The sequence below is a fragment of the Paenalcaligenes sp. DL 309 genome (assembly GCF_057475285.1).
The window spans coordinates 159962-173775 of the sequence record NZ_JBYBKW010000003.1 but is presented as its reverse complement, the minus strand read 5'-3'; the positions used below and the strand labels follow the sequence as shown (position 1 = coordinate 173775).

Here is a 13814-nt window from a genome sequence, read left to right as displayed (position 1 = left end):
CTTAGGGGTCTATACGCGTAAATTTACCGCGATGGAACACCGCTGGCTCGTGTTCGGTAATAGCGCTATGGCGCACCACCCGTCCTATGAAAATGGTGTGATCGCCGCCTTCGTACTGACGGTAGTTTTCACACACAAAGGTGGCTACGCAATCATCTATCAAAGGGACGCCTTCTTCGCCATCGGCATGTGATACTAAAGCAAATTTATCTTCAATTTTAGAGTTGGCAAAACCTAGAGCGGCATCGGTTTGTGCTTGGCTAATGACGTTAATCGCAAAGTAATTACAGTTTTCAAAAGTACTGAGGTTGGGTGAACGATTCACTAAGCTCCACATCACTAGGGGAGGCTCTAAAGATAGCGATGAGAAAGAGTTAATGGTCAAGCCCACCGGCCGGCCATCAGCGGCACGCGTAGTAACAATGGCAACGCCTGTAGGGAAATGCCCCAGTGCTTGCCTAAAAGTGCTGCTATCAAATAAATTGACAGTGCTTTGAGGTGATAGAGTGGCCGATGTAGACATGAGTTAACTCCTGTAATGCAAATAATACGATTAGATTAAGCGCTAGCAAGCTCTTCTGACTTAGATGCAATCAGTTTTTGGGCTTCGGGTAGATCAGTCCACGCTGGGAATAACACCGGTGGATGGTCGAAAGCATTCGCCATAAAGTGAGCTAACTTTTGGCTTTGATCTGCACCTGTCAAGAGGGCTAATGAGGAAGGGGTAGGAGGTAATAACATAGAGTTAGTCCACGCCACCACTTTATTGGCATAGCTCCAATAGCTCTCGAAAGTATCTTGCATCCACTCTCGATCAAATGCTTCTGTGCCGCGCGCTAAGATACTATCTAAATATACCTGAGCACACTTGGCAGCGTTATTAGACCCCTGACCCGTAATAGGGTCATTCACTACCACGGCATCCCCCATACCGAACACAATATTACCAGAAGGTAAGGTGAGTACGGGTTTACGCACTGTGGGAGGGAAGCTGCCCGCTAAGTAACCTTGGGCATCAGTGAGCTCACAATTACGGGCACGGTCACCTTCCCACGGTAAAAACTCTTGGAGAAAAGACACGCTACGCTCAAAGTGCTCTGCGGGAGACTTGGCATCACGAAAGCGATCTAGAGGGCCGCCAGGCACACCTTCAAACACCATGATATCGCAAGGGCCGGATAAGGTTAAGGAAGGGAATACAAAGTACTCGCCCACACCAGGGATAAAGTTAAAAGAAACACGTGAGTATTCGGGGGTGGGTTCTAAACCATGTACGTAGGTTAACGCTAAGGCCCGTTGTGGTTTATCAAAAGGAGAGCGGCTGGCGTCACGCTCAAACAGACGCACCACATCGCCTTTACCCGCGGCTAATAAAGTGAGCTCGTTTTCAGTACTAATGCGCTCTAACTCTTCGACACCTACATCTTCAAAAACCACTTTACCGCCACGTTTGGCGAACTCATCAATCCACACCGGCATTTTGATGCGTTGATCAGTGGCTTGGGCGATACGGTCTAAGCGGCCACTCCAGTCTACGGCTTTGGTGTCGGGTTTATCGGGGTTAGGGAGGGCAAAACCAATGCCTTCTACGGGTGGGCATTCCTCTTCCCAAAAATTAATGCCGAGTCTACGTTCTACATCTAAGGCATTCGCAAACATACACTGGCTAGACATAACACGGCCATCACGAATTTGTTCAGGGGTACGATTTGTATAGAGGGTGACTTCGTAGCCTTTTTCTAAAAGACCAAAGGCCACGGGCATACCAGCTTGACCACCACCAATAATTGCAACTTTACGCATAATTTATCTCCTTGGGTTTTATTCTGCTAATTTAGGAATAGCAGGTACATTTTGTTCAGGTCCCATGGCGGAATACCCACCATCTACGGCATAGTCAGCACCGGTGACAAAGCTGGCAGAGTCTGATAATAAGAAAGCCACGACTTCTCCGACTTCTTCGGGGTCACCCACACGGCCTAACATATGAAAAGGGGCAGCCACACGATCGGTTTTCGCTCTATCGCCGCCGGTGATTTCATCCATCACCTTGGACCAAGTCCAACCGGGCGATACGGAGTTAACACGTATATTGTCGGCAGCAAAATCTACGGCTAAGCTACGCGTTAACTGAAGTAAGGCGGCTTTGGAAACGGGGTAAAGCCAACGACCTGTTTGGGCAATAGAAGAAGAGATGGAAGTGAAGTTAACAATAGCGCCACCTTTTTGTTGCAACATATACGGACGTACGGCTTTACTCATTTCTACCGCGCTGACTACGTTAATATTTAAAGCGGTGAGCCAATCATCACGGCTGGAATTAATGCCTTCATCTAAATACGAACAGGCCAAATTAACTAAACCGTCTACACGACCAAAGTGCTTATGGACTTCTTGCGTGGCTGCTTTGATGGCAGCATCATCGGTAATATCGACTTCCCAAAAGCGAGCTACAGTGGAATCATTGCCAGCAGCAGCTGCACCACCTTTAGCGTCAATATCGAAGACGGCTACCTTTGCGCCATAACTGCGTAATACCTCTACCACGCCAGTGCCTATGAGCGTGGCGCCACCAGTAATGATATAAACCTTATTTTCTAAGCCTTTCATCTTGTCTCCCTTTTTGCTGTGATCCTGAAGGCTAATTGCTTTAGCTATCAATAATTTAGATACTAGGGGAGTGAGTGCTTAGGGTCTATACAGTTTCGGCAGAGGCTATACAGATTACGCAACTACTTGATTTTTCTAGGGAAAACCCCAATAAAAATGCCCGCTGTGCTCAGAGCACAGCGGGCATTTTTTAAACGATAAGAGCTAAATTAACATATTATTGATTTTTTAACTCTTCAATTTGAGCACGGTAATACTCTAATGCTGCTTTACCGTCCACATTTTTCTTAGCAGCGGCCTCAATCCAGTCTGCTTCAATAAAGGCGAGGTCTTCTTGAAGCTGTTTTAGTTCCTCACCTTGAACGCGGTAAGTTTTGAGGCCGTTTTCAGTTAGTTTTTTAATGGCTTTGACTTCGGAATCATTCCATTTTGTACCAAACTCTTTAGCCGCAAACTCACCCGATACCGACTCAATGGCAACTCTGTCTTCTTCGCTGAGCGAGTTCCACTTTCTTTCGTTCATCATTAAGTATTGGCTACTTTTACCTAAGCCACCTGGGGCAGCAACGGCACTTTTAATAAGCTTATCAAGCTTGAAGTTTTCCATTTGATCGTATTGGAAGTACATACCGTCAATTACACCGCGTGAGAGCATTTCATAGCTATCAGAAGCATTTGCATTAACAGAAACCGCACCTAAGACTTTTCCAACATCGTCAAACAAAGGACTAGGTGAGCGCAGTTTCATGTTTTCTACATCTTTTAGGCTCGTAATTTCATCTTTATTAGTGAAAATAACGGTGGCGGGGCTAGTCCATAGACTTAAAAGCTTAACACCCCTGTGTTCATTCGCATCTTTCATGAACTTATCGTAAGTGCGCCAGTAAGCCACGGAGTTAATGCCACTGTCTTCCACAGTAAAGGGCAGCTCAGCGAATTCAATTAGAGGAAAACGGCTGGCGGTGTAACTATGCACACTCATTCCCATATCCACCACACCATTACGAACTAGGTCTAAATGCGCTGAGGGTTTACCTAAAGGATTAATGAATTCAATTTCTACCCGACCTTCAGTGGCTTCATTTACGCGCTCTGCCCAAGGCTCTAACATTTCTTTGACTATATAGTGGGCTGGCGGTAACCAGTTAGAGAAACGTATGACTTGCGTATCTGTTTGGGCATGAGCCATGCTTAATGGGGTGAGTGCTGCTAGGCTAAGCCCTAAACAAGCACCTAATTGTTTAATGAGTTTCATGTATTGTCTCCTGTGAAGCATCAATTGCTGTATTAATTACTGAGTTCTACGATTTGAGCTTTATAGTATTCTAAGGCTGCTTTACCATCAGCGTTTTTCTTTTCAGCTGCCTTAATCCAATCCGTTTCAATAAAGGCCAGACGATCTTTGAGCTCTTTGAGCTCTTCGCCTTCTACATAGTAAGTTTTCAATCCATTTGCCGCTAAGTCTTTAATGGCATTTTGTTCAGAAATATCCCATTTTTCACCAAAGTTTTTAGCCATTTGCTTTTCGGAAATGTTTAGAATAGCCGCCTGATCTTCAGCACTCAGGGCATTCCATTTTTTCTCATTCATGAAAAGGTACTGGCTGGTTTTACCAAACCCACCGGGAACCACCACAACTGATTTAACTAAACGCTCCAATTTGAAGTTTTTAATTTGATCATGTTGGAAGTACATGCCATCAATAACGCCTCTAGAAAGCATTTCATAGGCTTCGGGGGCTGTGGCATTAATGGGAGTGGCGCCTAGCTCTTTAGTAATATTATCGAATAATGGGCTAGGAGATCTAAGTTTCATGCCCTTAATATCTTCTAGGCTGGTGATATTGTCTTTATTCGTGAGAATAATGATGCCGGGGCTGGTCCAGGCGCCAAGCAATTTTACGCCGCGGTGCTCGTTGGCATCTAGCATAAATTTTTGGTAGGTATCCCAATAGGCGATGGAGTTAATTTCACTGCTATTTGTGGTGAAAGGCAGTTCGGAGAATTCGATTAAGGGAAAGCGGTTTGCCGTATAGCTATGTATACCCATGCCCATATCAGCTACACCATTGCGCACTAAATCTAAATGGGCTTGGGGTTTGCCTAAGGGGTTGATGGATTCTATCTGCACCCGCCCTTCCGTTACCGTGTTGACTTCTTCAGCCCAAGGTTCCAACATTTCTTTAACAATATAGTGAGCTGGCGGGAGCCAGTCTGAAAAGCGGATAACTTGAGTTTCTGTTTGGGCTTGGGCGCTGCTTAATGGGCTGAGCGCGACTAAACCAAGAGCTAAGCAGACACTTAATCGTTTAATGAGTTTCATTTTTTGTCTCTTTTGGTTAAGTTATTAAGTTATTAAGTTATTAATTTATTTATTAATAACAGTAATTACTGCATTAATTGCTTAGCTCTTTAATTTGAGTTCGATAAAAGTCTAAAACCTCTTCACCGTCTACTTGTTTTGTCGCTGCTTTTTCAAGCCATTCTTTTTCTATAAAAGCGAGTTTTTCTTTGAGGTTCTTTAGCTCTTCACCTTCTATGTAGTAAGTTTGTAAACCTTCTGCGGTGAGCTTTTTAATCGCGTCTTGCTCAGATTTATTCCACTTCTCACCAAAAGTTTTAGCCATGTGCTTTTCAGAAACACTTAAAATAGCGGCTTTGTCTTCGTCGCTTAAAGCATCCCATTTTTTCTCATTCATGAAAAGATACTGGCTGGTTTTACCAAACCCACCGGGGGCGGCAATCACAGATTTAATCAAACGCTCCAGTTTGAAGTTTTCAATTTGATCATACTGAAAATACATGCCATCTATTACCCCTCTAGAGAGCATTTCATAAGCGTCCGGTGCAGGAGCGCTAATAGGCGTGGCGCCTAGCTCTTTACTTACATTGTCAAAAAGCGGGCTAGGTGAGCGCAGCTTCATGCCATCTACGTCTTTTAAGCTAGTGATATTTTCTTTAGAGGTCAATATAACGGAAGCCGGGCTGGTCCAGGCACCAAGCAGCTTTACACCACGATGTTCGTCGGCATCTAGCATGTATTTTTGATAAGTGTCCCAATAGGCTACAGAGTTAACGCCGCTGTCTTCAGTAGTGAAGGGGAGCTCTGCAAACTCAACTAATGGGAAACGACTAGCTGTATAGCTATGTACAGACATGCCTAAATCGCTAATGCCGTTACGTACTAAGTCTAGGTGGGCTTGCGGTTTACCTAAAGGGTTGGTGAATTCAATTTCCACCCGGCCATCGGTGGCTTCTTTTACTTCTGCTGCCCATGGTAAAAGCATGTCAGTAGTAATGAAATGGGTGGGTGATTGCCAGTTAGAAAAACGCAACACTTGAGTTTCTGCTTGGGCACTGCCTAAGGGGATTAGGGCGGCTAAGCTCAAACTAAGTCCTAGGCTGATTTTTTTAATAAGTTTCATGTCTACTCCGATATTTATATTTGTGTTTGTGTTTGTGTTTGTGTTTGTGTTTGTGTTTGTGTTTGTGTTTGTGTTTGTGTTTATAGCTTACATACTGTTAGGGATAACTAGGACAATCCAAGGGACTAATACAAGAAGTGCTAAGCGGATGATATCGGTAATAACAAAGGGGGTAACGCCGCGTATAACCGTTCCTAAAGGAATATCAGGCATCACATTTTTAATCATAAAAATATTGAGTCCTAAGGGCGGAGTAATAAGACTGATTTCTGCTGCTACCACCACAACAATTCCAAACCAGATCAAATCAAAACCTAACGAGGCGACGATAGGGTAAAAGATAGGAACCGTAAGCATCACCATGGACATGGTTTCTAAGAAACAGCCCAGAATTAAATAAATAATACAAATAACTACAATCACCATTAAGGGTGAAATATCTAAGCCATTAATAAAGCCAAGTAATTGATTAGGTAAACCAGCGATGGTGAGAAAGTTTGTGAAAATGAGCGCACCAATCACTAAGGCAAACATAATCGTGGTGGTCTGAGCCGCCTCAACCAGAACCGTAAAGTAGAGCTTTGGCTGCCAGCCACGACGCTTTAAGGTAATTAGAAAAGTACAAAAAGCCCCTATACCAGCCGCTTCGGTAGGTGTAAAAACACCGCCGTAAATACCACCCATAATAATAATAAACAGCACAGAGATGGCAAATATGCCCTTGGTGGCGTGTAGACGCTGTGCCCAGGTGCTCTTTTCACCACCTTTACCCAGTTTGGGATTGATAGTGGTAAGTAGCACCACAGTGAGTAAATACATGAGAAGGGCAATAAAGCCTGGCAGGAAACCAGCGGCAAACAGTTTACCAATATCGGTTTCAGTCAAAATGCCGTACACCACCATAATTACACTAGGGGGAATTAAAATACCCAAGGTGCCGCCCGCGGCAATACTGCCTGTAGCTAAGCGGTCATCGTATTCGTATTTACGCATGGAGGGCATGGCAACGCGGCTCATGGCCGCAGTGGTGGCCATACTAGAACCAGACAGGGCACTAAAAGCACCACAGGCCATAATGGTAGCCATAGCAAGCCCACCGCGCATATGGCCTATAAAGGCATTGGCAGCGGTGTAGAGATCTCGTGATAAACCGGAGGCATTAACTAGATTACCCATTAAAATAAATAAGGGTAATACGGTGAAGCTATAGCTCATACCGGTATCAAAGGCCGTTTGAGCCGCCATGGTGTAGGCGGCTTCTATACCAGTAAAATAACTAAAACCAAGGGTGCCAACCAGCAACATGCCCCATGCAATGGGTAAACCTACGAATAGGCTAGCCATTAATACAGCTAGACCAATTAAAGAAACTAACATGCGAAATACCTCTGTGGCTTAGGGCTGGCGTACAGGTAAAAAGAGATGGGCTAATGCGGCTAATGCGGCAATAGCAGTAAAGATAGAAATAAAGAAAGCAAAAGGTGCAATGGGTATTTGTAAAGCATTACTCATATCGCCATAACTATTTAGCTGCAGACCATGCAGCCATAAAAAATAGCTAAGTATGAGTAAACCCGCCCCTGAAATAAGCGACAAACACCGTTGTTGTATATTACGTATAGCGGGCGAGAGAAAGCTATCTAGTATAGTTACGGAGAGGTGCTGATGATGCCATGTAACACGGGGAATTGCAGCAAAAATAAGGACGGCAAGTAAAAACTCATTGCTTTCATAAGCCCCTTGCATAGGTGAGTGAAACACATAGCGCCCCACCACATCTATGGTAGTAATACAGGTCATCAGTACAAGCAGCACCGCACAGAATGCGTCCAGCACAGACTCCAGCACACGTATCAGACCGCCAGAGGAACGAACCAACTGCATATCTGGTAGATCATTGTCCATGTTGTCTCCATCAGGAACAAAGTAAAAAGGAAAGGGTTAATGTTTTGTTATGAATAGTTTACTAGTTAACCAATTCGCGTAAATAGAAAATAACCCTTAAGTTAACCTTTTATTTCCCCTAAATAGTTAAGGTGCCAATACTTGCTCCGCCACAAACGTATAGCGTTTGTCCTGTTACAAAACTGTTGTCTGGATCAGTAAAAAAGCTCACAGCACGAGTGATATCATCTACACGGCCTAAACGTTTTACAGGGATACCGGCTGCAATGTTTTTTTCTCTGTCGCTACCTGCATCAACCACGTCATAAAACATGGGTGTTTGAATGGGGCCAGGCGCCACTACATTTACGGTAATACCTTGATCTGCTAATTCTAAAGCCCACGTGCGTGCCATGCCTAACATACCTGCTTTGGTGGCGGCGTAGGCGGTGCGCGTTTGTAAGCCTAACGCACCACGTGAAGACATGAGGACTACGCGGCCAAATTGTTTTTGGCGCATGCTTGGTAAAATAGCCTGCATAATTTGAATAGCCGAGCCCAAATGAATTTGAGTTAGCCCTTGCAGTTCTTTGAGGGCCACGTTTTCGAGCAGATTAGGCCAAATTACCCCTGCATTATGCACAAAATGGGTCACGTTATAGTGAGAGGCAATATCAGCGGCTACAGTGGCTGTGGCTTCTTCATCTAATAAATCGACCTGTATATTAATTAAGCGCTCGTGCTCCCAGTCCAAAGCAGTACGGGCTAAAGATAAGACGGTATAGCCTTGCTCTACATAATGTTTGCAAAGGTCTGCACCAATACCAGCGCTGCCGCCGGTAACAATAACGGTATAAGGAGTAGTCATGGAAATTATCTCTTAGCGACCAATACGCCAACATTAGCGGGGTCTAGTTCTAAAGAAAGTACGGCTCGTGAGCCAGTCTCTAAGTGATCGTTTAGGTGTGCAATGGCAACAGGGCCGCAATCTAGTTTGACGGTAGCAATACGCCAAGGCATTTTTTCTTGAAAATAAGGCTCATTACTGTGGTGGAGTGTACTGCTAGCCACCACAGAAGCCCCATTAGGAACCTCTTGCCAAGGCAAATCATCGTTTAAACAGTGACTACATACATCTCTAGGCGGGTATTGAACCGTTTGACAGGTAGCACATACTTGTAATTTAAATACGCCCTGCTCAGCCGCTTCTGTTAGGCCACTGGCCGCTGCACTGCGCGCTTTTGGTGGTTTTGCGTTACTCATGTGTCACCTCGTTGCAAAATAGCGGCAGCAGTACAAATGCCTCTATCGTAGTTAATCATGCCAAAACCAGACACCATGCCCACGCTGGCTTCGGCAACTTGGGTTTGATCTGCGCTGTTCGTCAGCTGACGTAGGGCTTGTACTAAACCTAAATAACCCCCCGCGGCACCGGCTTGGCCTACAGATAACTGACCGCCTGAGGTGTTAAAGGGGAAGCTGCCCTCTATGGTGAAGGTGTTTTCACGAATAAACGCCGGTCCTGCGCCTTTGGCACAAAAACCTAAGTCTTCAAATTGCAGCACATTAATGACGGGGTAATCGTCATAGGTTTCTAAGAAATCAATGTCTTTGGCGGTGAGTTGGGCCATGGCGTAGAGTTCATCTATATCCATGGCCCAACCGCCACGATGCTGCACCGCATCATCGAAGTAAGCGTTATGACGTTCAATGGTGCCTAAGATTTCCACATAAGGCAGTTTTAATTGTTCCGCCTGCTCACGGCGCATCACTAAATAACCTTCAGCTCCGGCACAAGGCATGACGCAATCAAATAAATGAATGGGCTCAGCAATGGGGCGGGCTTCTATATATTGCTCTAAGGTTAAGGGCTTTTTCATGAGAGCGTGCGGGTTGCGTAAGGCATTTTCGCGCTGTGCTACACATAACTTGCCGAAATCTTCACGGGTGGCGCCGTAGTGCTGCATGTAGTAATCGGTAAGGAGGGCAAAGCTGCCATTCGGACCAGCAGCGCCGTAGGGGTAGACCGCATCTTGGGAGAATCGTGAAAAACCACTTACCGTGTTTTTAAACGATTCCCGTTGATTGGTATCACCCGCAATACAAGCTACCACGCTGGCATCACCGCATTGCACAGCGCGAGCCGCACGGCGCATTGCCACCACGCCGCTGGCCCCACCCATGGGGATATGATCTAACCAGCGTGGGCTCATTTGAAAATGCTGCATCAGCCCCACAGCGGTATCGCTGCCTAGCGTAAAACTTGATACGCAAACACCATCCACATCCATTTTCTTTAAGCCGCTTTGAGCGATTAGCTCTTTGAGTGCCGTGCCTAACCAACGATGAGCGCTTTGTTCAGAAAAGCGCTCATAAGGAATAGTCACCGGACAAACTAAGACCACATCAGCATAAGGAGTGCGAGTAGAGTTAGCCATTACTAAACGTCCTGACGTCTTTTGAGGTGGTTAGTATTAATGCACTCAGGATGCTCAAGTAGCTCTAGGGCTTTATTTTTAAGCTCGCCACGTTGAATTTTATTGGTGGAAGTCAGGGGTACGCTTTCCACAAAATTCACATAGCCTGGTACTTTAAAGTAGGCCAGCTGACTAAGCCCCCAGGTAACGATGTCTTCGGCCAATTGCTGTTTGGCTTCTAGTGTGGATACGGGCTCATGAGGCACAATAAGTGCCATCACCTCATCACCGCGAATGGCATCTGGCACAGCAGCTACCGCAATAGAACGTATAGCAGGGTGTTGTTGCATGACGTTTTCTACTTCCACGGCAGCGATGTTTTCACCACTACGGCGGATCACATTCCGTTTGCGATCAATAAAGTGCAGATAGCCATTGCTGTCACGCATAACGATGTCACCGGTATGGAACCAACCGCCTTCCCAAGCTTCATCGGTAGCGGTTTGATCTTTCCAGTAACCTGAGAAAAAACCACGACGTGGGTCGTCGCCGGCGTGACGCACTAATAGCTCACCATTTGTGTTTTCTGGTACTGGATTGCCTTCGTCATCTACCAGTAACACCTCTACCTGATCACTTTCTTTGCCAAAGCAGTTGGTGCCTATATAACGTGGCTCTTCATTAGCAATAATACAAGCGGCGGCACCCGTTTCCGTCATGGCCCATGCTTCAAGTAACGGGAAACCAAAGCGGGTCTCAAAAGGTTCATGTAAGCTGCCATCTACACCAGCACCAAAGCCAAAACGTACTTGATGATTGGTGTCACTTTCCGAGGCTTCTAATTTCATTAAGATAGCAGGCATCACACCTAAATAATGGATGACCGTGGCCTCAGATTTACGTACTGAATCCCACCAAGTGCGCGGGTGGAAGCGATCCAATACAATCATGCAACCGCCCGTTTTGATCATTGCCATGGTAGAGGTAGCCAAGGCATTCATATGGAATAAAGGCAGAGGGGTAAGCATGCGCTCACTACCTTTATGTAAAGTGGCCAAACCGCCTACATCGGCATACCATTCACCTGAGTAGTGGAAATAAGCATTGGATAGCATGCAGCCTTTAGGTCTGCCTGTGGTGCCTGAGGTATACATTAAGGCACATTCACTATCGATGGTAATCGCTTTAGTACCATGAGAAGGTACGGTGCTAGCATTAGGCGCTAACTCATCAGGACTAATAATCCCCATGGTGTGACCGGCTTTTTCTGCGGCTAAGCGTAAATCCTCATGACGGCTAGGAATGGCAATGGCGAGTATCATTTCTGAGTGACCAATCAGGTACTCAAGCTCGGCAATACGTAAATCAGGATTAATAGGAACTATAGAAACGCCTAACTTGTTTAAAGCTAACCAATGCAGAATGAACGCAGGACGGTTTTCTAATAGAATACCCACTCTGTGGCCATGAGCATAACCTGCTTGACCGTACTGCTCGGCGAGTTTATCAATTTCAGTTAATGCGTCTTTGTAACTTAGAGCACCAGCTTCAATGCCATAGATCTCAGCGGTTTCTGGCAAAACCATCATAAAGTCATTATTAGGCCATTGCTCAGTAGTATGTTTGAATGCGGTGTAAATGGTTTCTGCCATTACGTTCTCCTGCCTTACATAAATAATTGAATATTGCTGAAAGGCGCGTCGCAATTCAGTAAATCGACTCGTTTTAAACGCATGCGTAGCTGACCATTCTCTACTACCAAATGATGGGTAGCCCAACCTACATAAATGGTTTGGCTGTCATCACGGGTTTCGGTGTAATGAAAAGCGGTGCGTACTTGATGCTCATCCGCGCTGGCATCAAAATCCAGCACGCGTGGTGCCTGTAATAGGTGATGGCATCGGCTCTTAGGCTGCTGAGAAAAGGTGCGCTGTCCCGCTAAACGCTCTATGCGTACTTTAAGCAGTAACTTATCTTCGTAGAGTAAAGAGGCATGCAAAATGGGATCAGTTTGCCCGTGCGCTAATGGCATCCAGTAATAAGCATCTTCTGTAAACAGGTCTAGCCACTCGTCAAAACGTTGTTCGTCTAATAAGTTGGCTTCGTTATAAACAAAATCAATTAGGTCTTGAGGTGTAATTTGGGTCATTTGATTTAGTCCTTTTGCTCAACGTCCATGAATTTCAACCACGCACGGAACTGTGCACGCATTTGCACTTCGCTAGTGCCATTCACCACCACATTTTTCTGATCCACTTCCGCAGGATCAAAGAGACGGCCTACGTTTAACCAGTCACGGCCGCGGCTTTGTAAGCCTGCTTGAGCTCGTTCGTACATTTCCAAGTCATCGTGGCCCACCACAGAAGTGGGAGCGTTGATGAGACGGTTGTACATAAGCGTGCGCTCTAAGAGTTTGTCTGGGGCGCCCACTAAGCGGAAGGTCCAGGACTCCACTAACGTTTTATCGGCCGCAATGGGTTTAAAGACGCGTAGCGTTTGAATAGGGCCTTTAATCATGATGTTAGGGAAGTAGATGGTGTTGTGACGCACATCGCCTAAGATTTCTTTGGCACGTTCTTCACCATAAGCTTCTACCATTTGATCAAAGTAACCGCCCACATCGGAGTATTCGGCGTGTATGGAATCAGATACGCCAGTATGGCCATGACCATTTTCCCAAACACGTATGCCCATGTTTTCATAAAACTCATAAGGTGACATAAAAGGCGCAAATAGCTCTACCGCCATAGGTTTAGGCGTGCCTTCGGGGGCGTCTTCCCATACTTTAATGGCGGTACCAGCAGAGGACTCATGAGCCACCATGGGGTGACAGGTATCCGATTGGTTATCTACTAACATCTTCCAATTACAGTTGTGCATATAACGCATCACACCACCTGCAATTTCTAGCTTACCTTCAGGAGAGCGCTCTACCATGTTGTCTATGGTGGTTAACGATTCACCGAAAAAGTCTTCGAAGCTTTCACCTTCAGGATTTAAGCGACAGAAAACGAAATCTTTATAGACTTCTACATTTTCTACTGGCGCCATACCTTGGCTAGCCTCAGAACATTCAAAACCGGTGTCTTCGTAGCCTTTTTTTAATGGAATGGCTAAGAGACGGCCATCGGTACGGAAGGTCCAAGCGTGGTAGGGGCAACGAAAAAACTTACCCGTATTACCACAGGTTTCGCCCGCAACTTTCACGCCTTTATGAGGGCAGCGGTTATAGAGCACTTTAATGCTGTTGTCATTGTGGCGTACCATAATGACTTCTTCATTCCCTACAGTAGTGGTGTAGAAATCCCCTTTATTTGGAATTTGGCTAGCATGGCCTACATACACCCAAGAGTTAGCAAAAAGCTGTTCCATTTCTAGGTCAAATAACTCGTCATCAATGTAGAGGTCTTTATGGACCTCTGTGTCACGAACGAGTTGGCGAATGGCTTCGGGGTTATTACGATATTTATGACTCATGG

Annotated in this window: 14 protein-coding genes; all 14 read right to left on the bottom strand. The window is 45.6% G+C overall.

The window, feature by feature from the left end:
* Position 1 precedes the first annotated feature (1 nt).
* The 14 genes from AC2UZJ_RS05570 to AC2UZJ_RS05505 all read right to left on the bottom strand — a co-directional run bounded on the left by AC2UZJ_RS05570 (position 2) and on the right by AC2UZJ_RS05505 (position 13812).
* Positions 2-523, bottom strand: coding sequence for a flavin reductase family protein (locus AC2UZJ_RS05570; protein ID WP_486949133.1), 522 nt, complete (start codon positions 521-523; stop codon positions 2-4).
* Between the two features lie 35 nt (positions 524-558).
* On the bottom strand, positions 559-1803 hold the full coding sequence (locus AC2UZJ_RS05565) for a styrene monooxygenase/indole monooxygenase family protein (protein WP_486949132.1): 1245 nt from the start codon (positions 1801-1803) through the stop codon (positions 559-561).
* Between the two features lie 18 nt (positions 1804-1821).
* Complete coding sequence (locus AC2UZJ_RS05560; RefSeq protein WP_486949131.1) at positions 1822-2610, bottom strand: SDR family oxidoreductase; 789 nt, start codon at positions 2608-2610, stop codon at positions 1822-1824.
* Positions 2611-2827: 217 nt separating this feature from the next.
* Complete coding sequence (locus AC2UZJ_RS05555; protein WP_486949130.1) at positions 2828-3865, bottom strand: TRAP transporter substrate-binding protein; 1038 nt, start codon at positions 3863-3865, stop codon at positions 2828-2830.
* A gap of 32 nt (positions 3866-3897) precedes the next feature.
* Positions 3898-4932, bottom strand: coding sequence for a TRAP transporter substrate-binding protein (locus AC2UZJ_RS05550; protein ID WP_486949129.1), 1035 nt, complete (start codon positions 4930-4932; stop codon positions 3898-3900).
* 73 nt (positions 4933-5005) lie between these two features.
* Positions 5006-6034 (bottom strand): TRAP transporter substrate-binding protein, encoded by a 1029-nt coding sequence (locus AC2UZJ_RS05545; protein ID WP_486949128.1) that lies wholly within the window; start codon positions 6032-6034, stop codon positions 5006-5008.
* Between the two features lie 87 nt (positions 6035-6121).
* Positions 6122-7411, bottom strand: coding sequence for a TRAP transporter large permease (locus AC2UZJ_RS05540; protein ID WP_486949127.1), 1290 nt, complete (start codon positions 7409-7411; stop codon positions 6122-6124).
* A gap of 18 nt (positions 7412-7429) precedes the next feature.
* Positions 7430-7939 carry a TRAP transporter small permease gene (locus AC2UZJ_RS05535; RefSeq protein WP_486949126.1) on the bottom strand — a complete coding sequence of 170 codons (510 nt, stop codon included), beginning with the start codon at positions 7937-7939 and terminating at the stop codon, positions 7430-7432.
* Between the two features lie 118 nt (positions 7940-8057).
* Positions 8058-8786, bottom strand: coding sequence for an SDR family oxidoreductase (locus AC2UZJ_RS05530; RefSeq protein WP_486949125.1), 729 nt, complete (start codon positions 8784-8786; stop codon positions 8058-8060).
* Positions 8787-8791: 5 nt separating this feature from the next.
* Positions 8792-9181 (bottom strand): Zn-ribbon domain-containing OB-fold protein, encoded by a 390-nt coding sequence (locus AC2UZJ_RS05525; RefSeq protein WP_486949124.1) that lies wholly within the window; start codon positions 9179-9181, stop codon positions 8792-8794.
* Complete coding sequence (locus AC2UZJ_RS05520) at positions 9178-10356, bottom strand: thiolase family protein (RefSeq protein ID WP_486949123.1); 1179 nt, start codon at positions 10354-10356, stop codon at positions 9178-9180. Before AC2UZJ_RS05520 ends, AC2UZJ_RS05525 begins: the two co-directional genes overlap by 4 nt.
* Positions 10357-10358: 2 nt before the next feature.
* Positions 10359-11987, bottom strand: a complete 1629-nt coding sequence (locus tag AC2UZJ_RS05515) for an AMP-binding protein (RefSeq protein WP_486949122.1) — start codon at positions 11985-11987, stop codon at positions 10359-10361.
* Between the two features lie 14 nt (positions 11988-12001).
* Positions 12002-12484: an aromatic-ring-hydroxylating dioxygenase subunit beta gene (locus tag AC2UZJ_RS05510; protein ID WP_486949121.1), complete on the bottom strand. Its 483-nt coding sequence runs from the start codon at positions 12482-12484 to the stop codon at positions 12002-12004.
* A 5-nt stretch (positions 12485-12489) separates the two neighbouring features.
* A complete protein-coding gene (locus AC2UZJ_RS05505) occupies positions 12490-13812 on the bottom strand; it encodes an aromatic ring-hydroxylating dioxygenase subunit alpha (RefSeq protein WP_486949120.1) in 1323 nt (440 codons plus the stop codon).
* Between the last annotated feature and the right edge of the window lie 2 nt (positions 13813-13814).

Excerpts from the sequence above, each read along its gene's own strand:
- AC2UZJ_RS05525 (WP_486949124.1), bottom strand. The coding sequence starts at position 9,181 with ATGAGTAACGCAAAACCACCAAAAGCGCGCAGTGCAGCGGCCAGTGGC.
- AC2UZJ_RS05545 (WP_486949128.1), bottom strand. The coding sequence starts at position 6,034 with ATGAAACTTATTAAAAAAATCAGCCTAGGACTTAGTTTGAGCTTAGCC.
- AC2UZJ_RS05535 (WP_486949126.1), bottom strand. The coding sequence starts at position 7,939 with ATGGACAATGATCTACCAGATATGCAGTTGGTTCGTTCCTCTGGCGGT.
- AC2UZJ_RS05565 (WP_486949132.1), bottom strand. The coding sequence starts at position 1,803 with ATGCGTAAAGTTGCAATTATTGGTGGTGGTCAAGCTGGTATGCCCGTG.
- AC2UZJ_RS05530 (WP_486949125.1), bottom strand. The coding sequence starts at position 8,786 with ATGACTACTCCTTATACCGTTATTGTTACCGGCGGCAGCGCTGGTATT.
- AC2UZJ_RS05510 (WP_486949121.1), bottom strand. The coding sequence starts at position 12,484 with ATGACCCAAATTACACCTCAAGACCTAATTGATTTTGTTTATAACGAA.
- AC2UZJ_RS05505 (WP_486949120.1), bottom strand. The coding sequence starts at position 13,812 with ATGAGTCATAAATATCGTAATAACCCCGAAGCCATTCGCCAACTCGTT.
- AC2UZJ_RS05555 (WP_486949130.1), bottom strand. The coding sequence starts at position 3,865 with ATGAAACTCATTAAACAATTAGGTGCTTGTTTAGGGCTTAGCCTAGCA.
- AC2UZJ_RS05515 (WP_486949122.1), bottom strand. The coding sequence starts at position 11,987 with ATGGCAGAAACCATTTACACCGCATTCAAACATACTACTGAGCAATGG.
- AC2UZJ_RS05540 (WP_486949127.1), bottom strand. The coding sequence starts at position 7,411 with ATGTTAGTTTCTTTAATTGGTCTAGCTGTATTAATGGCTAGCCTATTC.
- AC2UZJ_RS05570 (WP_486949133.1), bottom strand. The coding sequence starts at position 523 with ATGTCTACATCGGCCACTCTATCACCTCAAAGCACTGTCAATTTATTT.
- AC2UZJ_RS05560 (WP_486949131.1), bottom strand. The coding sequence starts at position 2,610 with ATGAAAGGCTTAGAAAATAAGGTTTATATCATTACTGGTGGCGCCACG.
- AC2UZJ_RS05520 (WP_486949123.1), bottom strand. The coding sequence starts at position 10,356 with ATGGCTAACTCTACTCGCACTCCTTATGCTGATGTGGTCTTAGTTTGT.
- AC2UZJ_RS05550 (WP_486949129.1), bottom strand. The coding sequence starts at position 4,932 with ATGAAACTCATTAAACGATTAAGTGTCTGCTTAGCTCTTGGTTTAGTC.